This window comes from Microbacterium shimangi (assembly GCF_043556445.1).
Taxonomy (GTDB): domain Bacteria; phylum Actinomycetota; class Actinomycetes; order Actinomycetales; family Microbacteriaceae; genus Microbacterium.
The window spans coordinates 60,471-81,549 of record NZ_JBIGII010000010.1 but is presented as its reverse complement, the minus strand read 5'-3'; the positions used below and the strand labels follow the sequence as shown (position 1 = coordinate 81,549).

Annotated in this window: 18 protein-coding genes; 11 read left to right on the top strand and 7 right to left on the bottom strand. The window is 67.2% G+C overall.

All coding sequences use genetic code 11. The features are described 5' to 3' along the window. Positions 1-147: 147 nt before the first annotated feature. The 4 genes from ACFXQA_RS14810 (at position 148) to ACFXQA_RS14795 (ending at position 5,809) form a co-directional block, all read left to right on the top strand. Complete coding sequence (locus ACFXQA_RS14810) at positions 148-2,286, top strand: acyltransferase family protein (RefSeq protein WP_394520651.1); 2,139 nt, start codon at positions 148-150, stop codon at positions 2,284-2,286. A gap of 179 nt (positions 2,287-2,465) precedes the next feature. Beyond that, entirely contained in the window at positions 2,466-3,386 is a 921-nt protein-coding gene (locus ACFXQA_RS14805) for a glycosyltransferase family 2 protein (RefSeq protein ID WP_394520650.1), read from the top strand. A 94-nt stretch (positions 3,387-3,480) separates the two neighbouring features. Further along, positions 3,481-4,818 carry an O-antigen ligase family protein gene (locus ACFXQA_RS14800; RefSeq protein ID WP_394520649.1) on the top strand — a complete coding sequence of 446 codons (1,338 nt, stop codon included), beginning with the start codon at positions 3,481-3,483 and terminating at the stop codon, positions 4,816-4,818. Then, entirely contained in the window at positions 4,808-5,809 is a 1,002-nt protein-coding gene (locus ACFXQA_RS14795) for a glycosyltransferase (protein WP_394520648.1), read from the top strand. The genes ACFXQA_RS14800 and ACFXQA_RS14795 overlap by 11 nt, the downstream gene beginning before the upstream one ends. A 28-nt stretch (positions 5,810-5,837) precedes the next feature. Here ACFXQA_RS14795 and ACFXQA_RS14790 read toward each other — a convergent pair whose 3' ends face one another. The 5 genes from ACFXQA_RS14790 to ACFXQA_RS14770 are packed head-to-tail and all read right to left on the bottom strand — an operon-like array spanning position 5,838 to position 11,745. Further along, positions 5,838-6,941: a hypothetical protein gene (locus tag ACFXQA_RS14790; protein WP_394520647.1), complete on the bottom strand. Its 1,104-nt coding sequence runs from the start codon at positions 6,939-6,941 to the stop codon at positions 5,838-5,840. Next, positions 6,938-7,738 (bottom strand): polysaccharide pyruvyl transferase family protein, encoded by an 801-nt coding sequence (locus tag ACFXQA_RS14785; RefSeq protein ID WP_394520646.1) that lies wholly within the window; start codon positions 7,736-7,738, stop codon positions 6,938-6,940. The genes ACFXQA_RS14790 and ACFXQA_RS14785 overlap by 4 nt, the downstream gene beginning before the upstream one ends. A gap of 2 nt (positions 7,739-7,740) precedes the next feature. Further along, positions 7,741-9,216: a lipopolysaccharide biosynthesis protein gene (locus ACFXQA_RS14780; protein ID WP_394520645.1), complete on the bottom strand. Its 1,476-nt coding sequence runs from the start codon at positions 9,214-9,216 to the stop codon at positions 7,741-7,743. A 6-nt stretch (positions 9,217-9,222) separates the two neighbouring features. Next, positions 9,223-10,140 carry a hypothetical protein gene (locus tag ACFXQA_RS14775; RefSeq protein ID WP_394520644.1) on the bottom strand — a complete coding sequence of 306 codons (918 nt, stop codon included), beginning with the start codon at positions 10,138-10,140 and terminating at the stop codon, positions 9,223-9,225. 45 nt (positions 10,141-10,185) lie between these two features. After that, on the bottom strand, positions 10,186-11,745 hold the full coding sequence (locus tag ACFXQA_RS14770; protein WP_394520643.1) for a sugar transferase: 1,560 nt from the start codon (positions 11,743-11,745) through the stop codon (positions 10,186-10,188). Positions 11,746-11,983: 238 nt separating this feature from the next. Here ACFXQA_RS14770 and ACFXQA_RS14765 point away from each other — a divergent pair, with 238 nt between their 5' ends. Next, positions 11,984-12,490: a septum formation family protein gene (locus ACFXQA_RS14765; protein ID WP_394520642.1), complete on the top strand. Its 507-nt coding sequence runs from the start codon at positions 11,984-11,986 to the stop codon at positions 12,488-12,490. Positions 12,491-12,499: 9 nt separating this feature from the next. Here ACFXQA_RS14765 and ACFXQA_RS14760 read toward each other — a convergent pair whose 3' ends face one another. Next, a complete protein-coding gene (locus ACFXQA_RS14760; RefSeq protein ID WP_394520641.1) occupies positions 12,500-13,111 on the bottom strand; it encodes a hypothetical protein in 612 nt (203 codons plus the stop codon). A gap of 337 nt (positions 13,112-13,448) precedes the next feature. Between ACFXQA_RS14760 and ACFXQA_RS14755 the strand changes: the two genes are divergently transcribed. From ACFXQA_RS14755 to ACFXQA_RS14740, 4 genes are all read left to right on the top strand, one after another. Continuing rightward, complete coding sequence (locus ACFXQA_RS14755; protein WP_394520640.1) at positions 13,449-13,853, top strand: YccF domain-containing protein; 405 nt, start codon at positions 13,449-13,451, stop codon at positions 13,851-13,853. Between the two features lie 66 nt (positions 13,854-13,919). Beyond that, positions 13,920-14,813, top strand: coding sequence for an SDR family oxidoreductase (locus tag ACFXQA_RS14750; protein ID WP_394520639.1), 894 nt, complete (start codon positions 13,920-13,922; stop codon positions 14,811-14,813). 72 nt (positions 14,814-14,885) lie between these two features. Then, positions 14,886-15,968 carry a hypothetical protein gene (locus ACFXQA_RS14745; protein ID WP_394520637.1) on the top strand — a complete coding sequence of 361 codons (1,083 nt, stop codon included), beginning with the start codon at positions 14,886-14,888 and terminating at the stop codon, positions 15,966-15,968. Continuing rightward, a complete protein-coding gene (locus tag ACFXQA_RS14740) occupies positions 15,965-17,512 on the top strand; it encodes a GMC oxidoreductase (protein ID WP_394520636.1) in 1,548 nt (515 codons plus the stop codon). Before ACFXQA_RS14745 ends, ACFXQA_RS14740 begins: the two co-directional genes overlap by 4 nt. 235 nt (positions 17,513-17,747) lie before the next feature. Here the strand turns inward: ACFXQA_RS14740 and ACFXQA_RS14735 are convergent, their stop codons facing one another. Further along, positions 17,748-18,293, bottom strand: coding sequence for a hypothetical protein (locus ACFXQA_RS14735; RefSeq protein ID WP_394520635.1), 546 nt, complete (start codon positions 18,291-18,293; stop codon positions 17,748-17,750). A gap of 189 nt (positions 18,294-18,482) precedes the next feature. On the opposite strand from ACFXQA_RS14735, the gene ACFXQA_RS14730 reads away from it, so the two are divergent. After that, on the top strand, positions 18,483-19,499 hold the full coding sequence (locus tag ACFXQA_RS14730; protein WP_394520653.1) for an NAD-dependent epimerase/dehydratase family protein: 1,017 nt from the start codon (positions 18,483-18,485) through the stop codon (positions 19,497-19,499). Between the two features lie 231 nt (positions 19,500-19,730). Then, positions 19,731-21,038 (top strand): alpha/beta hydrolase, encoded by a 1,308-nt coding sequence (locus ACFXQA_RS14725; RefSeq protein ID WP_394520634.1) that lies wholly within the window; start codon positions 19,731-19,733, stop codon positions 21,036-21,038. Positions 21,039-21,079: the final 41 nt, after the last annotated feature.

Genomic DNA, 21,079 nt, shown 5'->3' with positions numbered 1-21,079 from the left:
TTCGGGGCCTCCGCGCGCGAGAGCGGCCACAACCGGCTACCGATACCCCCAGCAGGGATCACGGCATAGAAGTCATCGAGAGGGTGAGAAGCCATGCGCTCAGGGTAGCGGTGAGCCCGCGCGACGCATACGGGTCGGATTGCATTGATGGCCCCGGAAACCGCTAGTTTTGCATTGCACGTTCACGCTGATCCAGTGCTGCCCGGGAAGCTCCGCACCGGCAGGGCTACCGAGCCTGAGAGGCCCGATATGCGCCGTTGGTTGAGTCCGCCCGAGCAGGGTGTCAGGCCCGAGATCCAGGGGTTGCGTGCTGTCGCAGTCATGCTCGTCGTCGTCTACCATCTGTGGCCGGATGTGCTTCCCGGTGGTTACGCGGGCGTCGACGTCTTCTTCGTCATCTCCGGATTCCTCATCACCGCGCATCTCCTCCGGGAGGTGGAGAAGACCGGCAGGGTGCGGCTGACCGCCTTCTGGGCGCGCAGAGCGAGACGTCTTCTTCCTGCCTCGCTCTTGGTGATCGTGGTCGCCGCGATCGGCACCCTGGTGTTCGTTCCGATCACGTTCTGGCGAGACTTCTTCATGCAGTCGGCGGCCGCCATCGTCTATGTGCTGAACTGGCTGCTCGCGGTGGACTCCGTCGACTATCTCGGTGCCGAGAACAACGCTTCTCCGGTGCAGCACTACTGGTCGCTGTCGGTCGAGGAACAGTTCTACCTCGTCTGGCCTCTGCTGATCCTTCTCGCCATTCTGTTCGCGGGGAAGCGGTTCTCGCGGCGGCGGGCGATTGCGGTCGTGCTCGGTGTGACGACCGTCGTCTCGTTCGGGATTTCTGTCGTCATGACCATCCGCGAGCCCGCCATGGCGTACTTCGTCACGCCGACTCGGGCGTGGGAGTTCGGAGTCGGCGGGCTGCTCGCTTTCCTGCCCGCGATCGCGTCGATGACGCTGCGCGCAGTTCTGGGCTGGGCAGGGGTCGGTGGCATTGTCATCACCGGCTTCTTCTACAACGCGTCCGTGCCGTTTCCTGGCTACACCGCACTTCTTCCGGTGCTCGCGACGGCAGCGGTTATCTGGGCAGGTACGACCGCACAGGTGTGGTCCCCGGCGCATCTTTCGCGCCTCCGCCCGGTCCACTACCTCGGTAACGTTTCGTACTCCCTCTATCTGTGGCACTGGCCGTTGATCGTGATCGCACCCTACGCACTCGGCCGGCCGCTGAACCCCTTGGATCCTTGGATACTTCTCGCGATCTCGGTTCTTCTCGCAGGACTCACGAAACGGTTCGTAGAGGACCCCGGTCGCTCTATTCGTGCTCTGACCGAGCGGAAGCCCCGAGTCAGTCTCATCGTGACCGCGGCTGCGATGGTGATCGCGCTGGTCCTGCCGCTGGCAGGTTGGGGAATCGCGCGGGCGGAGAGGATATCCGAGCAGGCGACGACCAAGGCGTATCTGGCCGGAGACGAAGAGTGCGTCGGAGCGGCGGCGCTCTCTGACCCGTCCTGCGGCGAAGGGGACGGGCTCGGTGACCTGCTGCTACCGGGTCTTGCCTCTCTCAAGCAGGACAACGGCGGGGCGTATGCGTGCTCGAACACCGAAACCTTGCAGGGCACGATGCGCACCTGTTCGTACGGCTCGGAGAGAGACGATGCCCTCCGCGTGGCGATCAACGGCGATTCTCACGGGGCGATGTTGCTTCCCGCGCTATTGCCCCTCTTGGAAGAGCGGAATTGGCGCCTCGATACCTACATCGGCCGAGGATGCACGTGGACGACGGCGGATCTTGACACGCAATGCGCCGCGTACCGCGTCCTTCTCCAAGACCGCTTCCTCGAAGAGAAATACGACGTCATCGTGACTACCGCGTTCCGCGGTCGTGAGACGACCGCCCAGCGAGCCGATCTCGTGGCGAGTGCGCGCGCCGAGGCATGGTCGCCGGTCATCGACGGAGGCACAGCAGTCGTTGCTGTAGCCGACAACCCGCTGGTTCCCGATGAGATGACCGACTGCGTCATCGAGCATCCGGAGAGCGCGTTGCGGGGCGACGCCTGCACCATCGACAAGGACCAGGCCTACGAGCGCCCTGACTCCATGGCGACAGCCGTGGAGTTGGAGCCGCGCGCGCACCTCGTCGAGACGGATGACCTGTACTGCGTGCTGGACAGCTGTCCGATGGTGATCGGGAACACGATCGTGTATCGGGACCAGCACCATCTGACGGCCTCCTACTCCCGAACGATCGGCCCGTCGCTGGCTGACCGGATCGAGGAGGCAGTGGGGATCGGGTGAGTGTGATTCCGTCTCCGCCCCGAAATAGTGGACTGTTAGGGTGAGCGCGTCGTCTCAGCCGTTACCCCCGCAGTGCACGCATGGAACGAGAGCTTGAGGATGTTGAAAACGAGACCTCCCCGCCCTACGGGCCCGCGCAGCTGCCCGCGGAATGGCTGCGATTCCGAGCGTGGTTCCGAATGACCCGGACGTCTGTCTCCGTGGTCATTCCCACGATCGGCCGGCCCGAGATCGTGAGGGCGATTCGGAGCGTGAGGGCACAGCGTGGTTTCGACGTAGAGGTAGTGGTGGTCAACGACCATCGCGATCAGTCCGCCACCGACGGGTTGGACGCCGATCGCGTGCTCTGGACCGGGGGAGGGCGGCGGGGTGGCCATGCGAGAAACGCGGGAGTCGACGCGACCTCCGGCGAATATGTGACCTTCCTCGATGACGACGATGAGTGGCTTCCGTCGAAGCTGTCGGATCAGATGAAGATCCTCGATTCGGCGGCAGACCCGAGCCGGGTCGTCGTCAGCGGACGCCATGTCCACACCGCCGAGAAGACCGGGGCCTCCTCCCGCCCGGGTCCCGATCACCTCATTGCACCGGGCGAACCGGTCGATGCCTATCTTTTCCGCCGCCGGCGTCCCACGGTCGGGAGAGCGTCCATGTACACGTCGACACTGCTGTGCAGCGGCGCTCTGGCGAGAGAGGTGCCGTGGCGAGAAGACCTCCCTCGTCACCAGGACTGGGACTGGCTCGTTCGCGTCGGCGAGGTGAACGGTGTCACGTTCGCGCACGCCCCCGAGGTTGTCGCGCGCATTCAGACCGGCTCGGCGCGGTCGATCTCATCGGGGGCCGATTGGCAGGCGTCGAAGTCATGGGCCGACGAAACATTGACCGATGACGCGGTCTATGTCGATTTTCTCATCGGCCAGACTCTCCGATACGCCCTCAACGCACGGTCGCAGAGCGGGGTATCCGAAGTCTTGAGGGCCGTTCGCCGCAAACGTCGATTTCCCGCTGTCGGCCCGCTCGCCCTGGGCCTCGCGGGAGTCGTCCCGCGGTCCCGCTTCGAAGGTCTGATGACGCGAGCACGAAGGGGCGCGCCATCGTGAGCGTGCCCCGCGGGTCGGCCTTCGCGTCCTCTCCGGAGGGGGATCTCCCCGTGCCGGACAACCATCGCCGGGAGCCGTTGATGGGGTGGGCCGCGTGCCGATAGGACTCCTGATCGCTGCGGCCGTCGTTGGGTTCGTCGCTGTGTGGCACTTCAAGGGCGGCGCATCGGCGGCGGTATTGGCGATGCTGGGCGGCTGCGCGCTCGCACCCATCACGCTGATGTCGTGGGGCGAGCCGACGACCATCGCGGCCATGGCCGCTCCCACGATCACCTTCACCACCTACCACCTCGCTCTTGTCGGGGCTCTCATCGCGTTGCCCACGCAGGCCTTGCGGAACACACCTCCTGTCTTCTTCCTCTTCCTCATCGCTGTCGTCGTTCTCACCGTGGCCCGCGACCTCGTGGCTCCGCACACCGTCAGTGGCATGGTTCAGTGGGCGAGCGCGGTGGCTGCGTGGGGGGTTGGCGGCGCGATCGCCGAAGCCTCGCACCGCTCCCACCGGCCCACTGAGAGGCTGATCGCCCTCGCAATCGCCGTCGTTGTGGGGTGGCACGGAGCGGTCGTCGCGCTTCAACTGTTCGGCGGACGCGCAGTGAGGTCGATTGAGGTCGGCGCATCAGAAGTTGCGCGCGTCAGCGGCCTCGCCGGTGCGTCGGGGAATGTCGGCAAGATCATGTTCTGCCTCATCTTGATCCTGTTGCCGGTGACCCGGTCAGCCGACCGTCTCGCGCGGCGAGTAGCGATCGCCACCATTGTGGTTGCCGCCCTGCTGACCGGGCTGAGTTACAGTCGCGCCAACACGGTCGCCATTGCGGCCCTGCTGGCGATCTGGCTGTTGCTGGGCGCCGGAATCACCCTCGCGAAGCGAATTCTGATTCCCGCGGTCGCAATCGTGCTGGCGTTTCCGATCATCGACACCCTGGTCTTGCGCAACGAGTACGACCCCGACGGCGGATCTCGTCCGATCTTGACCGAGACAGCGCTCCGTCAGATCTCCGAGACGCCCTGGTTGGGGGTCGGAACGAACAACTACCTGAACTACGTCGGGCAATACGATCTGCTCACCGCTGGCGGCTTGCCGGTGCACTCCGCGGTTCTTCTGGCGATAGCCGAAGTCGGAATACTCAGCTTCGCGCTCTTCCTGGTTCCGTTGGTGGCGGCGGTCGTCTACTCGATTCGCAACGTCGGCAGGAGTTCCCCCACCCGCAGCTATGCGCTGGCGCTGATTGCGGGATCCCCCGGAATCGTGGTCATCGCCACGACCGGTTGGGGGTTGATCAGGGGGCAGTTCCTCGTGCTCCTCTTGTTCGCAATCGGGTACCTGGTCAGCGCTCAACGTGCTCGTTCTGAGGGCGACAGACAACTTTCCGCACCGGCCCGGCCGGGCCGTGCGCGCATACGAACGACAGGACTTTCCCATGCCTCCTGAAAAGCTGCGCGTGCTCGAGGTTGTGAACCCGCCGGACGGAACGACTCGGTACATCGATCAGGTGGTCGAGTTCGCCGACGATGACATCGAGTTCTCGTACATCTCCCCGCTCAAGATGGCGCGGATGAACTACGACGTCGTGCATTTTCACTGGCCGGAGATGATCCTGCGGCACAGGATCACGCTTCTCGAACGCGCGAAGTGTCTGGTGTTCGACCTCTGGGTTCGGGCGCTCCGCTGGCGTCGTATCGGTATTCTCCGAACGCTGCACAATCTCGAGCCGCACGATGGGGTCACACCCGTCGTGCAGCGTTCACTCCGACGTCTCGACGATGCCACAGACGAGTACGTCACCATCAACACGACGACGGAGGCGCGGTCGAACTCCACGTACATTCCTCACGGCCACTACCGTGACCGTTTCGCCAACCATGAGAAGCCGGACGCTCAGCGCGGGCGCCTCCTGTACGCCGGTCTCATTCGCCCGTACAAGGGTGTGGAGACACTTCTCGATGCGTTCGACGGGATAAATGCCTCCGATGCCTCATTGCGTGTCGTGGGGAAGCCGACGCCGGAGTTCCGGGGTCTCATCGAAGAGAAGGTAGCCGCAGACCCGACGCGCTTGTCGGCCCGTCTCGAGTTCGTCCCCGACGAAGACTTCGTCGGGGAGATCCGTTCTGCCGAACTGGTGTGCCTGCCCTACCGTGAGCTCCACAATTCCGGGATGATGCTCGTGGCGCTTTCGCTCGATCGACCCGTCCTCGTCCCAGACACCCCGTCCACCCGTGCCTTGGACGAAGAAGTGGGGCCCGGTTGGGTCATCCGCTACCACGGCGACCTGGACGCCGCGGGACTGGATGCTGCACTTGCCACGGTTCGATCGGGGTCGCGATCGTCAGCGCCGAAGCTCGATCGGCGCGATTGGCAGCTCGTCGGCGCGGCCTACTCCGCGGCGTTTCGCGAGACCCGGGACATTGCCCGTCGCCGCTGACGCTTCGGAGTAGACCGACGAGCGGCTGTTATGGCCGCCGGAGCGGGGCGAGTTCGGCGGGAGACTGCGCCGTCGCCAAAGAAGACAAGGCACGCTGAGTGTGACGGATGCTGCGGCGCGCCTCCTCGATCGCCGAGACCAGTTCATCGCGCCAGTTCGTGATGTCTGACGTGGTCACGCGTCGAAGCTCTGCTGCGGTGCGGCCCTCGCTTGCGCCGGGGTATGCCAATCCCACGGCAGTGAAGTGCGTATCGATCTTTCCTCTGGACGACTCGACCCATCCGAGTGGAACGGCTCCCTCTGTCGCCCCGATGACCAGTCCGTGCAGTCGATCGCCGACAACGAGCAAGCTCTCGCGATAGACCTCCCGGATTCGGAGCTCCTGGCTGACGTGATCCGAGGCCGGGTCCCATTCGATCACTTGCGCCTCCAGCACGGCCGCGACCTCGTGGGCCCGATCGGTGTCCTGTCGCACCTGCACGACGACCACGGGGCGTAGCCCGAGGTCGGCGCAGAGGTCGCGCGCCCATCTGAACCATTCATCGCTGGGGAGGGCGCGGTCGCCGCGGAGCACGAAGGCGCAGAGGGGACGCAGCGCGTCATCCCAGTTCGCGGTCGGTGAGCCCTCCGCGAAGCCCCAATCGGGGCCCACCGCCCGTCGGGCTGAAGTCTGGACCGACCGAGGTTCGCGCCACTGGACGTAATCGAGGTTGCGACCGGCCCATCGGTAGGGGATCGACAAGAGCTTCCGCTCGGACTGCGGGACGGAAACGCCCACCCAGATCGTCGCACCGCCGCGCAGCCGTACGAGCTGGGCGGCGATGAGGAGGAGCGCCAACAGTGCCGCCCCGCTGGGGCGCACACGGAACTCGCCCGCATTGAGGACGAGCACGGTGCGTCTCCGGACCGCACTCGCGAGGAGTCGGACGTACCACGACGCGAACCGGCGGTGGAGATCGGTCTCGGTCGGCAGTGCGAGATTCGTCAGGAAGTCCGGAGTGCTCTTGTTGATCCACAGGTGCAAGGGGCCGATGAGGCTCAATGCGGCGATGTAGGGCCGACGCAGCAGCGAATCACCGACGTTCGTCCGCTCACCGGTGATCCAGGCGTAAACCGTGGGACGCGAGCTCACTTGGTCGCCCCCCGAGCCCGCCAAAGATCGGCGGGGAAGGCCGCGAGGAGCGCCTCAGGATCCCATTCGGTCAGGGGCGGGGCGGCTTCGGCCTCCAAGCCCGCCTCCCAGCTGTCTGAGGGAACCGGCATCCGACGGCCCGTTCCTTCGTAGTAATCCTCGTACTTGAAGGGGCGCTCCTTCGAAGACGTCACCAGCACGGCCGGAACGTTGTAGGCCTCGGCGATAACGATCGCGTGCAAGGAGCTCGCCACAACGCGTTCTGCCGAAGCGAGGATTCGGATCTTCTCGAGCGGGTTTCCCCGCGGGTCGACCGCGGAGGACGGCCAGCTCCGCGCATCGTTGTAGTTCGGCATGAGGACGACTCCGCCTGTGCCTCGCCGGATCCCCAGTTCCTCGTCGCTCCATAGGCGGGGGATCAGCAGTGCCGGATCGCCGAAGACGTTCGGCACCTCGTTGCCGAACGAGCGCAGCACCTCCGCGGTCAGAGGCCCCCTGACGGCGCGCACGTCCATGACCGGAAACTGAGCGAAGTCAACCGATTTGCCGTTGATGCCCGAGCCCCAGACGACATCGCCGGCGTGCCCGAGGCGCATGATCGAACCGACCGCGAGCAGGCGAGGGCTCTTACCGATCTGTCGCCCGAGTGAGAGTTGGTCGTGCAGGCGACGCACGATCAGGGGCCCCAGGAGGTCGCCGAAGTTGTTGAACCCCTTTCGGCTCGGGACCCATCGTGAGACCGGCCCCTTGCCGTGTCGTCCCCACCGCTTCGGGTTCCAGTGCACAATTTCGGGCATCGTTACTTTCCTCGTTTCCGCTTGAGCAGCGATCGAATCTGGGTGCGAAGGGCCTGCTGGCTCTCCTGGTCGGCGAAGAGATAGTTCAGGAGAGCGCTCAGGGCGAATCCCAGCACGCCGAGCGGAACGGCGAAGAGCCAGAAACTGTGGGGGACCGTCGCCCACGGCGTCGTCTGCAAGTAGGCGATGGCGAGTACCGCGGGGCCGACCGCGAGGGCACATTTCACGATCTGCCACACATATCGCCACACGGGCAGGGTGATGTACCGATGGAGAGCGACGAGGCGGATGGGCCAGGTCGTGATGCGGGCGAAGCGCGAGAAAGCGATGCCTATCAGTCCGAGGGGCGCGAACACGAAGACCAGAGCGATGGAGATCACGTTCTGTATGACCGCGAGACCGAGGGCTGCAGCCGCATGGCCGGTGCCCACGAGAGCCGACCGGTCGAACATCGCGATGGCCGCGAACGCCCAGCCCCCCGCCATGATCCAGATCAGCGGAATCGCTGCGTCCCATCCGGGACCGAACAGGAACGGGACGATCTGCGGCGAGAGGACTGCCACGAGTGCGAAAACCGGGAAGCTCAGCGTAGCGGCCGCGAAAGTGAGCTGTCGGAAGATGCGACTCACCCGACCCAGATCGTCCTGGGCGCGGGAGAAGGTCGTCAACGAGACTCGAGTGATCACCGAACTCGCCAACTCCTGAAGCATCACCCCGAGTCTCTGGGCGAGCGAATAGATGCCGAGGTCGGTGGTGGAGAAGAGCACCCCGACCACCAATTTGTCCGCTTGGGACTGGATGGCGTCCAGCAGTTCGATTCCGAGAAGGCTGACGCCCGTGCGCCACAGCGATTTGAGGGACGTCAGAGAGTAGGTGAGTTGGGGGCGCCACGAGGTCGATGTCCACAGCACGATGACTGCCGCTGCCGCCTCGGCGATGGCCTGTGCGACGAGGGCCCAGACTCCCGCGCCGAGGAGGGCGAGAGGGAGGGCGATCGCCGCACCCACCACGGTGGCCGCCATCGTGCGCACCGAAAGAGACTTGAACGAGAATTCTCTGGCCAGCAGGGCCGCCGGCGTCCGAGAGAGAGCGGACAACGGGATGATCGAACCGAGAACGATCAGGACCAACGCCAGTTCCGGCTGATTGAGGAGCTCGCCGAGAGCGGCTGCCGATAAAGCAAGCAGCGCGTAGATCACGACGGCAATCGCCATCGATGTCCAGAAGGCGGTGCTCGCGTCCTTCGGGTCGAGAGTCCGCTTCTGGATGAGGGCCTTGGAGAACCCGGAGTTGACGAAGACCTGGAGTATGGCGATGAAAGCGGTGGCGAGGGCGACAAGCCCGAAATCGGCCGGCGTGAGGAGCCTGGCGAGGATCGCGAAAAGCAGCAGCGAAACGATCTTCGTAGACCACTGTTCGAGCAAGACCCATGCGGCCGAGCCGACGAACTTCTTTCCGAGTCCACCGCCTTCAGACATGAGCGACTACCGCCAGACCTGGTCTTCAGGTATTCGCGCTATTCCGAAGTCGAGGTCGTTGATTCCGTAGCTGAGAAGGATCTCGTCGTCCGCGCGCGCGAGCCCGGCGAAGTACGTTGCAGAGAACAGCCCGGGGTTGTGCCGGTTTCGCTGGGGCAACATCGCTCGCCACGAGTGAATGAGCGCCCGGCGGCTCAACCGGGTGAGGCGACCCGTGTGGAGGTCGATTTCGGCCGCTCGTCCGAAGTAGATCTTTCGTGGCAGACCCGGGATGGGCCTTTGCTGATTGACGGCGATGACCGCACGCGAGGACGACCCGACGAGGGGTTGAGAGCCGATATGCAGACGGGGGAAGCGGCTCGGCATCGCGACTTCCTGTTGGGTGGTGAAGATCAGTTCGTCGTCCGTCCCCAACGTTCCCGCCGTGAGGCGCAGCAGGGTGAGGGGCGCGACGGAGTACAGCGCTCCCACTTCCCCTCCGGGGAGGGAGAAGAAGCCCCAGTTCTTCTCCACCATTCGACGCGGCGCGAGCACGCATCGCTGCGGGGGACCCAGCGTCGGGTGCACCCGTTGCAGGTAGATGCTGTTCTCGCCCTGGTGCACGGTTCCCGTGTTGAATGTCACGTAGAGCTCGTCGTTGAGAGTGACGAGTTTCGGATCCGCTGTCTTGCCGATGCCCGCTTCGGCCGTTCGCGCGCTCAGATCGACAAGATCGTCGTCGCCGTCCGGCCGGTGGTGAAGAAGATAGGCACGAAAGGGTTTCTCGCCCGGCGTCGCTTCGGCTCTGAATGAGACGAAGGTAGACGCGCCACGGATGACGAGGCTGGTGTTGAAGACGTTTGTCAGACCTCGTTCGTCTGCTGCGCGAGCGACAACCGCCTCGATGGCCTGAGAACCGAAGCGTTCGAGGGTCAGGAAGTCCATGTGAGTCCAAAAGTTGTGGGTGTAGGTGGGCATCGGCGTCGGGGCTCAGTGGGCGCTCGCGCCAGGTGCGATCACCGCCCGAACGGTCTTGAGCAGGATGGCGAAATCGCCGAGCAGCGACCAGTTCTCTACGTAGTAGAGATCGAGACGGACCGCATCGTCCCAGGAGAGTGCCGAGCGGCCGCTGACCTGCCACAGGCCGGTCATTCCCGGCTTCGCGAGAAGTCGCCGATGCGCGGCTCCCGTGTACAGAGCGACTTCTGCCGCGATCTGCGGACGGGGTCCGACCACGCTCATCGTCCCCGTCAGGACGTTGAACAGCTGCGGGAGCTCGTCGAGCGAATACTTGCGGATGAAGCGGCCGACCTTGGTGATGCGCGGATCGTTGGTGATCTTGAACAGTGGCTGCTCTTCGGTGCCCTGCGCCGCAAGGAGCAACTGAAGCTCTCGGTCGGCGTTTTGTCGCATCGAACGGAACTTCAGCATGGAGAACGGTCGACCGTGCTGGCCCACGCGCTCCTGGCGGTAAAGGATGGGGCCGCGACTGGTCAGAACGACGGCAAGCGCAACTGCAATGAGTACCGGTGCCAAGACGACGATGAGAGATCCGCTGAGCAACAGGTCGAATGCCCGCTTCACCAGACGTTGCCCGCGAGAGTACCGGGGCGTCTCGACATGGATCAGGGGCAGGCCGGCCACCGGCCGCATGTGGATGCGAGGCCCGGCGATGTCGACGATGCTCGGCGCAAGAACCAGGTGCTGCCGGCCGGCCTCCAGTCCCCAGGAGATCTCTTTGACTTTGTTCGCCGGGAGTTCGTCCGTGCTCGTGACCGCGACGGTGTCTGCGTCCGTCGCTTGAATGGCCCGGTCGACGGCCGACACCGAGCCCATCACCGGGATCGACGTGCCCTCGATCACGCTCGCAATTCGACCCGAGGGGATGCACGCTCCGACGACCCGGTAACCCGCGTAGGGGTGGCGGGCGAGTTCGCTCGCTACCTGCGAAACGGACTGCTCGGAACCCACGAGCAGCACCCTTGCCGAATACTCGCCGTTCAGCCGCTTGGCTCGGAGCCATTGGCGCCACAGCCACCGGTCGAGGACGAGGAAGAGGACTCCCACAGGAAGGCTGATGAGAAGGAAGCCGCGCGCGACGTCGACTCGCAGGAGGAAAGCGGCGATGGCGATCACTCCGAAGAGGCGAAAGCTCGAGGTCGCGATGCGGACGTATTCTGTCGAGCCGGTACCGATGACTCGGTGGCTGCGTGAATCCACAAGCGAGAGGGTCCACATCCACACCACGACGAGTGCCGACGAGAACGTCCAGTACGACACGTCTGTCAGGCGGTAATCCTCGCGTATGGACACCTGTGCGTTCCCCAGGCCGAACCACGCGATCTGAGTACCGAAGACCACCCAGACGAGCACGAACAGGTCGGAGACCCACAGCCGCCATGCATACTGGCGGCGCCACGCCTGCGGCTTGGCCGACGCGCGACCCGGGTCTGCGCCCGGAGTCGCCTGGACATTGAGCGGCTTGCCGACGCCGGTCGTCGGTGACTGCTCGAGAAGATCGCTCGGCAGCCGGGAACGGTCAGTATCCATGTGGGTAGCTCGCTGCGACGTCGATGTCGCGTCGACCCTAAGGTGCGACGTCACAGTTTGTCGATCCCTTTCCCCTGAAGAATCTCCCGTTTCTGAAAACTAGCAGGGGATTGTGTCGGCGGCATAACGGGTGACGTTAACAAGAGGTTGCGCGGAGGTGTGGCCGTCAGCGGCGACGGCTCCGCGAGCGGGGAGTCGTTTCGCTAAGGTGAGAGCGGCCAAACCTCAGGAGACTCACATGCGCGTTCTCGCCCGTTCCACGTTCGCTGCCATCGCCCTCGCTTCGGTCGTCGCCCTCGGCGGTTGCTCGGCGATCCAGGGGCTCATCGGAGGCGGTGACCCGGTCGCCCGCGACGCTGAAACGCAAGAAGTCACCGAGGCCGGCACAGCCGACGTCTTCTCGCTGCAGGTCGGCGACTGCATGGACGAACCCGACGCCGAAGAAGTGACCGAAGTTCCGGCCGTTCCCTGCTCCGAGCCGCACGACGACGAGATCTACTACGAGTTCACGATGCCCGACGGAGAATTCCCCGGCGAGGAGGCCATCACGGCTGCGGCCGACGCGGAATGCGCACCGCAGTTCGACACGTTCGTGGGCCTCGCCTACGCCGAGTCGGTGCTCGACTGGTACCCCTACACGCCCACCGAGGGCAGCTGGACCGAAGGCGGCGACCGCGTCGTGCAGTGCGTGATCTACGAGCCCAACGTGCGCACGGTCGGCAGCCTCGAAGGGGTCGCGCGCTGACCCACGAGGTCAGCGGTCGAGACGGATGATCGCGCCATCGACGACGTTCACGTAGACATCGACATCGTCTTCGAACGACACCTCCCACGCGATCGGTCCCGCGTCGTCGCTCACGGTGATCTCGTCGACGAGCGCACCGCCGCCGCGCGAATCCGCGCCGTGCTCGACGACGGCAGCTTGCAGAGCGACGATCAACGTCACGTCGGCGGCGTCGACCGCGTCCCGGTCGTCGTCGTCGAGAGTGTCGTCGGTGTCGGTCGAGCGCACCGAGGCGCCGTCGGCGGTGGTGCGCACCTCCACGTCGGTGTCGCCGACCGCCAGGTGCACCTCCCAGAAGTCCTCGTCATCGAGGTCGATCTCGTAGGCGATGCCGCCGGTCTCGTTCTCGGCCGTGGCGATGGCCGCCAGGGCTGCGTCGTTGCCCGTGGCCACAGCATCCGTCGACTCGCTCACCCGGGGTGAGGCCGCGTCGGTGGGCACCGATGAGACGGCCGGGTCGACGGGCTGCGGTCCGGTTGCGCATCCTGCCAAGAGAAGGGCGCCGGCCGCGAACATCCCGAGCGCGGCAGCGGGGCGCAGCGTGCGTGCGGAGGACAAGAGGGGAGGAGTGCGGGGGAACATCCCGAAACCCTAACCGTGACGTGGGGCGGCGCACGGGGTGGTTGCGGTCCGCCGTGGGATCGGTAGGGGCGGGGTCGCGCGATACGCGCGGCGGGCCCATACCGCAAGCCCGGCTTTGCGCCGGGGAAGGCGACTTAGCGTGAGCCGGCACCTTGACCCCCTGTGAAATGAGTACCCGTGTTCCGAATCCTGCTCCGCTTCGCCCCCATCCTGCTGCCGATCGCGCGCAAGTTCTTCCGCTCGCGCCAGGCGAAGAACGGCCCCACGCAGCCGCCTCGCCGCTGATCCAGACCGCTGCACCTACCCGGCGCCCCTCGGCAGGGGGCATGATCGACGCATGCGCACCATACTGAACGTCCTCTGGCTCGTGCTGTCGGGCTTTTGGCTCTTCCTCGGCTATGTCGCCGCGGGCGTCGTGCTGTGCGTGCTGATCGTCACGATTCCGTGGGGGATCGCGTCGTTCCGCATCGCCGGGTACGTGCTCTGGCCATTCGGACGCGAAGTGATCTCGAAGCCGACGGCGGGCGTCGGGTCGTTCCTCGGCAACGTCGTCTGGGTGATCCTCGCCGGATGGTGGCTCGCGCTGGAGCACATCATCTCGGGCGTGCTGCTGTGCCTGACGATCATCGGCATTCCTCTGGGCATCGCGAACTTCAAGCTCGTGCCGGTGTCGCTCATGCCCCTCGGCAAGCAGATCGTCGATTCGCGGCGCGGGGCGTTCGATCAGGCGGTGAAGCGCTAGCGACCGTCGCACGGCGCCGGCGCAAGGCCCGGGTGCAGGTGAGGCCGACGGCCTAACGTTCGGGGCATGGCCGATCAATTCACCTTCGACAACCCCGTCACCCGCTACGCCCGCGTCGAGCCGCCGCTGCAGCACCAGAGCGAGCCGGGGGTGCAGGCCGAGATGACGCCCGTGCCCGACCTGGGCGAGAAGACCTACCGCGGAACCGGGCGGCTCACCGGCCGCAAGGCCCTCATCACGGGCGGCGACTCGGGCATCGGCGGCGCCGTCGCGATCGCGTTCGCCCGCGAAGGGGCCGACGTCGTGATCGCGCACCTCCCTGACGAGCAGGGCGACGCCGACCACGTGCTCGCCGAGGTGCGAGCCGCGGGCCGCACCGGCGTCTCGATCGCGACCGACATCTCCACGGCTGCCGCCTGCCGCGAGCTCGTGGCCCAGGCCGTCGAGGCGCTCGGCGGGCTCGACATCGTCGTCAACAACGCCGGCAAGCAGGTCGCCGTCGAACGCGTCGAAGACCTCAGCGACGAGCAGTTCGAAGAGACGTTCCGCACGAACGTGTTCGCGAACTTCTGGATCACGAAGGCCGCCCTCGCGCACCTTCCCGCGGGGAGCACGATCATCAACACCGCCTCGCTCGAGGCGTACACACCCGCGCCCGATCGCCTCGACTACGCCGCCACGAAGGCCGCGATCAACAACCTGTCGAAGGGACTCGCCCAGCAGCTGGCTCCCCGCGGTATCCGCGTGAACGTCGTGGCTCCCGGGCCGACCTGGACCGCGCTGCAGGTCAGCGGCGGCGTCTCGGACGAGCAGATGAAGGCGTTCGACGACGAGAGCACCTACCAGCGCGCCGGTCAGCCCGCCGAGATCGCCCCCGCGTATGTGTTCCTCGCGTCGCCCGAGTCGAGCTACGTCTCGGGCGAAACGCTGAATGTGAACGGCGGCATGGTCACGCCGTAGCATCCGTCTTGCGTATCGAGGCTTCGGGCGCAAGCCGCCCGCGAATTCACGGCAGTGGGCGACCGTAGGCGGATGGCTACTCTCTTCTTTGTTCACGCCTCGGGCGACGAGCTCGACTCCCTGCCGGGGCGGGTCGATGTCGTCAGCCTGGGCGACGCCACCGTCGACGGCGTCGTGACCGCGCTCGCGACGCATCGGGGGGCCCCGTTCCTCCTCGGGGGCGCCGGCGAGGCCGGCGCGGTCGTTGCCGCTGCGGTCGATCGGCTGCTGAGCGGCGAAGCCCCGGTCTTCGGCCTCGTCGGGGTCGTGCTGGTGCGGCCCGCCGAGGTGGGCTCGGGGTCGTTCGATCTTCCCGCGCTCGTGCTCGAGCCGGGTCTGTCGTCGGGCACCCCCGCACAACCCCTGCAATCCATGGCGGGCAACGGCCCGGGCGAGGCTGCGGGTGGGCGTGCTGCAGGAGTTGTGCACGGCGCAGTCGGCAGCGTCTTCCCCCGGGCCCGATATGCTCCGGCCGACGAGCCGGGCCAGGCTCTCGACGCGTTCGTCGCGCGCGAGATCGAGCCTGCGCCGGAGGTGCCCGGCGAGTGGGGGCGGCTGATCGCGTCGGATCGCACCGACGTCGAGGTGCGCAGCATCCTGGCCCGCCGTGCCATCGCCGACGACGTGGAATATGCGCCGCGGGTGATGGATGCTGCGCAGCTCGGGCTGCTGCGCGAGATCGCCGACCTCGTTTTGCCGCAGGATGGCCCGGCGATCGACCTCGCGGCCCGCGTCGACGCGCAACTCGCCCGCGGCGAGGGCGACGGGTGGCGTCACGCGGCGCTGCCGCCCGACCCGGAGGCGTATCGCGCGGGGCTGACAACGCTGGCGGCATCGTGGCCCGGGAACGACCCCGAAGGGACACTGCGCGCCGCCATCGAGGGTGAACTCGACACCGCTGGCCCCTTCGATGCGGCCCAGCTGAAGATCTGGCTCGAAGACGTGCGCGTCGATCTCGTCCGCCAGTGGCTCGCCCACCCCGCCACTGCGGCGCGGGCAGGCTTCGACGGCTTCGCCACCGGCGGAACCGCGCTGCCGCTGCGCGGCTTCACCGAGCTCGGGGCCGGGCGACGAGAAGCCTGGGAACCCGCGAGCGTGACGGGAGTGCCGGCATGAACCTCGAGAACATGCGCACCTACTCCGACGACGAGATCGTCGACGTCGTCGTGGTCGGCACCGGTGCGGGCGGGGCACCGCTGCTCGCAGAGCTCGCCCGCCGCGGGCTGAGCGCTGTCGCCCTCGAGGCGGGCCGCGACTTCGAACCCGAAGACTTCACGCCCGACGAGACCGAGGCCACGCGCATCAACTGGATGTCGGAGCGGATCAGCGGCGGCGAGGATCCGACCGCCTTCGGTCCGAACAACAGCGGCATCGGGGTCGGCGGGTCGACCCTGCACTGGGGGGCGTTCGCGCCACGGCCCGACCGCCGCGACCTGCGCCTGCGCACCGAGACCGGTGAGGGCCGCGACTGGCCGGTCGACCCCGACGAACTGCTGCGGTACGTCGCCCGGGTCGAGGGCGACATCGGGGTGTCGGGTCCGATGCCCTATCCGTGGGACCCGGAGCGTTCCTACGCCTACAAGGCTCCGGGCCGAAACGCCCCGGCAGACATCGTGGCGCGCGGAGCGGCCGCGGTCGGCATCCGCACGGCCGATGCGCCCGCCGCCGTCCTCACCCGGGCCCGCCTGCAGCCGCACGCGTCGCAGCGCGGAGCGTGCGTCTCGTGCGGTGCCTGCCACCAGGGGTGCCGCTTCGACGCCAAAGCCACAACGGCGAACACCTACCTTCCGGCGGCCGTCGTCTACGGGGCCGAGATCCGCCCCGAGTCGATGGTGCACGGCATCGAACTCGACGCCCGGGGCCGGGTCGCCGCGGTCGTCTACCGCCGCGACGGCGTCGACCGCCGCCAGCGGTGCCGCACCCTCGTGCTCGCGGCCGGGGGGATCGAGACCCCGCGACTGCTGCTGCACACCGCACTCGCGAACTCGAGCGGGCAGGTCGGACGCAACTTCCTCGCGCACGGTGCCACGCAGGTCTGGGGTCGATTCGACGAGCCGGTGCGCGGGTACCGCGGGTATCCGTCGTCGCTCATCAGCGAAGACATGCGACGACCCGCGGATGCTGATTTCGCCGGCGGCTACCTGATCCAGAGTCTCGGCGTGATGCCCCTCACGTTCGCGACGACGCTCGCCCGCGGGGGCGGGATGTGGGGGCGCGACCTCGTCGATCGCGCGCTGAATGCGCGCTTCTATGCCGGTATCGGAATCAACGGCGACTGCCTGCCGTCCGACGCCAACCGGCTCGAACTCGTCGACGAGCTCGACGAGTGGGGCATGCCCAGGGCGCGCATCGATTTCACCTCGGGACCGAACGAGCAGGCCCTCGATCGACACGCGACCGACGTGATGCAGAACGTGATGCGCGCCGCGGGCGCGAGCGAGACGATCGTGCTCGGGCGCACGGCCCACACGATCGGCACGTGCCGCATGTCGACGGATCCGGGTGACGGCGTGGTCGACGCCGACGGTCGGTCGCACGACATCCCGAACCTCTGGATCAGCGACAACTCCGTGTTCCCGAGCGCCCTCGCCGCGAACCCCGCACCGACGATCATGGCGATGTCGCTGCGCACGGCCGACCGCATGATGGCCGGCGCGTAGGCCGCCCGCTACGGGTAGCCGGTCGCTGAGGCTGCCGACGCGTGCTGCACGGGGCGCAGCATCCGCTCGCTCGTTCCTGGGGGAGGAGAAAACGCCAACGGAGGAAGGATTCGGCCCGAAACGTCCTCCGTTGGCGAAATCTCCTCCGCTCGGCGCCGACACGACCGCGGCCTCGACAGGCTCAGGGACCGCTGCGGGAAGCCGGTCGCTGAGCTCGTCGAAGCGTCGGGCGGGGTCAGCGGTGGGTCAGGCTGTGCAGGAAGCCGGCGACCGGGCGCTGCTGCTCGCCCTGCTGGGCCCCGAGCACGATGAGCACGCCGGTGAGAGCGGGGATCGCCCACTGCATGACCTTCTGCTTGCTCTGCGCGGCCTTGAGGGCGGCGGATGCTTGCTCGTCGGGCTCGGTGACACCCTCTCCGCCTTCGTCGGCGTGCTTGGCGATGGTCGCGCCGAGGATCGCGGAGTAGAGGCTTGCAGCGCCGGCGAGACCCGTGACGACGAGCTTGATGTTGGTGTTGGTGCGGGCTTCGGGCTGCCCGGCGAGGCGCGCTTTGTTGCCGGCGATGAGGCCGATGCCCCCGACACCGTGCACGGCGATCGCCGCGAGCTGCACCGGTGCCCACTTGGCCCAGCCGATCGACGACAGGCGCAGTCTGTCGGCGGGCTTGTCGGCCTTGGCGGTGGCGCCGTTGAGTCCGACAGCGCCCATGAGCGTGCCACCGAACCAGGCGGCGAGGCCGACGTCATGCATTGCACGGACCAGGGTGTTGCGTGCGGACATTTTCTCGTTCCGATCAGTAGGGGAGGGGCCATCACAAGCCCGATCCGCGCTCACGTCGAAGAGGTTGACGCGGGGTCTGCAACGTGTAGGGGGTGAGCGCAAGTCCCCTCGCGAAGTCGACGGCCAGGCCTACCGTGAGGGCATGCCCCTGCAAGATGAACGACCCGTCGACGCTGCCCGGTGCCGTCCGTGAAGGTGGTCGTCGTCGGCGCGACCGGCAACGTCGGCACCGCTGTGCTGCGCCGACTGCACGCGGCCGGGGTCGACGAGATCGTGGGGGTCGCGCGGCGCACGCCCGACGCATCCGTCGTTCCGTATTCGGGAGTGCGGTGGGTCAGCATCGACATCGGGCTGGTCGGGTCGGTTGCGCCGCTGCGTGAGGCGTTCGCGGGGGCGGATGCCGTGATCCACCTCGCCTGGGCACTGCAGCCGAACCGCGACGAGGCGGCGATGCGGGCGACGAACGTCGACGGCACCGAGCGGGTGCTCGAGGCGGTGGCGGGGGCATCCGTTCCCCACGTCGTGGTCGCGTCGTCGGTGGGGGCTTACAGCTTCGGGCCGAAGAGGCGTCGTGTCGACGAATCGTGGCCCACCGGTGGCATCGCCACCGCGCACTACTCGCGCCACAAGGCCGCGAACGAGCGTCTGCTCGACACGTTCGAGATGGGGCACCCGGGCATCTTCGTGAGCCGTGTGCGCCCGGGGCTCGTGTTCCAGGGCGGTGCGGGCGCCGAGCTCGCCGCGCTCTTCCTCGGGCCCCTCGTACCCGTCGGGGTGCTGCGGTGGTGGCGTCCGCCGGTCTTGCCGTTCCCGAGCCAGGGCATCTTTCAGGCCGTGCACGCCGACGACCTCGCCGACGCATTCTGGCGCATCGTCGATCGGCGCGCGTCGGGCGCGTTCAACATCGCCGCAGAACCGGTGCTCGACCCCCCGACGATCGCCCGCGTGATCGGTGCGAAGCACTGGGTGCCGGTGCGTGCGCGCGTGGCCCGGCTGCTGGTCGAGATCACCTGGAGGCTGCGGCTGCAGGCGACCGATCCGGGGTGGGTCGACATCGGCACGCAGGTTCCCGTGATGTCGACGGCCCGCGCCCGGGACGAACTCGGGTGGCAGCCCGCCGTCTCTTCCCTCGACGCGCTGGCCGAGGTAGTCGACGCGGTCGCGCGACGCGAGCGCAACGCCGGCTCGCCCCCGCTCCGCGGCTGAGCCTGGCCCGCGGCATCCGGCGGGGGCCGCGGCATCCGTCCGCCCGTCGTGGGGAGGAGAAATCACTAGCGGAGGATGAATTCTGCCCGCAGCGCCCTCCGTTATTGAAATCTCCTCCGCTGGCGGCGGTCGGGCGGCGCAGCACGGCGCTCGATGCCGCGGCGGATCCGTTGCGGCATCCTCATAGATGGCGAGAGGATGCTAATGCATCTCGTCTGAATTGAGGTATGCGTGGACGCTCTGCTCGACATCGGAATCCTCTCCGGCCCCGCGGTTTTCATCGTGTTCGCCGTCGCGGGCGTCGTCGCGATGCTGCTGGTCGTCGTGCGCCCGAGCGGCCGATGGAAGCGGGGGCGCTGGATCGTCCGCGCGCTCATCGCCGCCGTCGCCGGCGCCGCCGCGGGCGCGGGTCTCACCTGGGTGCTCGCCGACCAGATGGATCTCTTCGGGGTCGACCTCACTCTCGCCTCGCGCCTGTGGATCGCCGCCGCCTGCGCCGGAGTGGCCGTCGCGCTGACCTCGCTCTGGCGCGCCAGTTGGAGGCGCGTCATCGCGGTGCCCCTCTCGATCGTCGTTTTCGTCGCCGCGGGGGCGATGGGCGTCAACATCGCGTTCGGCCAGTACACGACCGTGCGCAGCGTGCTCGGCCTCAGCGCCTTCTCCGACAACGCCCTGCCGAAGTTCGGTGGGGATGCGTCGGACCGCCCGACGATCGCGAACTGGACCGCCCCCGCGAACCTTCCGGCCGCGGGCACGATCTCGTCGGTCACCATCCCCGCCACCAAGTCGGGATTCGACGCGCGCGACGCCGTCGTCTACCTCCCGCCCGCGGCCCTCACCGAGAGTCCGCCGCTTCTGCCCGTGCTCATCATGATGTCGGGCCAGCCCGGCTCGCCCGACGACGTCTTCACCGCCGCGCACCTGCAGCAGAGCCTCGACGCCTACGCGGCCGCGCACCAGGGGCTCGCGCCGATCGTCGTGTCGCCCGACCAGCTCGGCAGCCCCGACGCGAATCCGATGTGTGTCGACTCACCGCTCGGCAACTCCGCCACCTACCTCACCGCCGACGTGCCCGACTGGATCAACGCGAACCTCCCCGTGCTGGCGTCTCCCGGCGACTGGGGAATCGGCGGGCTGTCGCAGGGCGGCACGTGCTCCATTCAGCTGGGCGCACAGCATCCCGAACTCTTCAGTGCGATTCTGGATGCTTCGGGAGAGGAATACCCGACGCTCGGCGACCGCCAGACCACCATCGACCAGGGCTTCGGGGGCGACGAGAGCGCGTACGCGGCGGCGTATCCGGCGGCCATCATGGCGGCACATCAGCCCTATGACGACATGTTCGCCGTCTTCGGGGTGGGGAGCGCCGACACGGCGTTCTTGCCCGGGGTGAAGGCGCTCTACACCGAGGCGCAGGCGGCGGGGATGGAGGCCACCTACCTGGAGTCGGCCGGCAACGCCCACGACGCGGCGACCTGGTCGTACGTCTTCGAACAGGGGCTCGGCCTGATCTCCGACCACTGGGGGCTCAACCGCTGACGCGGCATCGGTCGTCCCTTCGACGGGCTCAGGGACCGACG